2 protein-coding genes are annotated in these 1,354 nt (G+C 62.8%); both read left to right on the forward strand.

Annotation, left to right across the window (positions count from 1 at the left end; translation table 11 throughout):
• Positions 1-694, forward strand: a 694-nt coding sequence (locus DBR24_RS04230; RefSeq protein ID WP_146188951.1) for a HAMP domain-containing sensor histidine kinase, incomplete at its 5' end; no start/stop codon positions are given.
• A 143-nt stretch (positions 695-837) separates the two neighbouring features.
• Positions 838-1,354: EF-hand domain-containing protein (gene xopAW, locus DBR24_RS04235; RefSeq protein WP_146188952.1), on the forward strand; the 517-nt coding region annotated here is incomplete at its 3' end.

Below are 1,354 nucleotides of genomic sequence, written 5' to 3' on the forward strand. Positions count from 1 at the left end.
GTCCGGCCCACGGGAGGCGCGGCAAGCGGCACACACCTTCAACCTGATGCAGCAACGCATTCGCGAACAGGTCCAGCAACGCGCGCGGATGCTCGGCGCCGTCTCCCACGACCTGCGCACACCGCTGTCACGCCTGAAACTGCGCCTGGAAAACATCAGCGATGACAAGCTGCAAAGCCAGATGCGTCAGGATCTGAACGACATGATCGACATGCTCGACGCCACCCTCACCTACCTGCACGAACAGCGCACCAGCGAGGCACTGCAATTGATGGACGTGCAGGCCCTGGTCGAATCGCTCTGCGAAAACGCTCAGGACCAGGGCGCGGACGTGCAGGTCAGCGGCCACTGCGCACCGTTGCCCGTGCAGCCGATGGCCTTGCGTTCGTGCATCAACAACCTGATGGACAATGCCTTGCGCTATGCCGGACAGGCACGCATCGAATTGCAGGATCAGCGCGAGCAACTGCTGATTCGCGTGATCGACCACGGCCCGGGGATTGCCGAAGACAAACGTGAGGCGGTGTTCGAACCGTTTTATCGCCTGGAAGGCTCGCGCAACCGCAACTCCGGCGGTGTAGGTCTGGGCATGACCATCGCGCGCGAGGCGGCGCAGCGGCTGGGCGGGCAGTTGAATCTGGAAGAAACACCCGGCGGCGGCCTGACCGCCATCATCCGCCTGCTGCGCACCTGAGAACACCACCGATCGTTGTAGGTTTGCGTGCGCTGCCAATCTGTGTAACCACCGGTACAAAGTCCAAACACCCAGGACACGTTGCCCCTTGAGTCTGCATAAGCCGGTACACCACCGGTTTTCCATCCCAGGGAGTGAGTCCGATGATCGGTAGCGTCAGCAACTACACGAGCTATACCAGTACCAGCAGCACCTCCACGCAAAACGCCCGCAGCCAGCAACTGCAAAAGCAACTTTTCGCCAAACTCGACAGCAACGGCGACGGCGCGGTGAATCAGGACGAACTGAATAGCGCCCTGTCGGAGAAATCCGACGATGGCCTGCTGGTCAACCTGAGCCAACAGTTCGGTGATCTGGACAGCGACGGCAGCGGCAGCCTCAGCGCCGAAGAAATGACCGCGATGACGCCGCCACCGCCCCGCGACCAGGCCCCGAACACCGACCTGGCCGACGCCCTGATCAGCGCCCTCGACACCGACGGCGACGGCGCCATCAGCAGCGACGAACTGAGCAGCGGCCTGACCAGCGCCGGCAGTAGCGCCGACAGCAACCAGATCTTCTCGGCCCTGGACAAGAACAAGGACGGTACTGTCAGCCAGGACGAACTCACCGCCAGCCTGACCCCGCCGCCCCCACCGCCAGAAGCGAACAGTGACGAAC

This window comes from Pseudomonas sp. HMWF006, from assembly GCF_003061205.1.
Classification (GTDB): Bacteria; Pseudomonadota; Gammaproteobacteria; order Pseudomonadales; family Pseudomonadaceae; genus Aquipseudomonas; species Aquipseudomonas monsensis.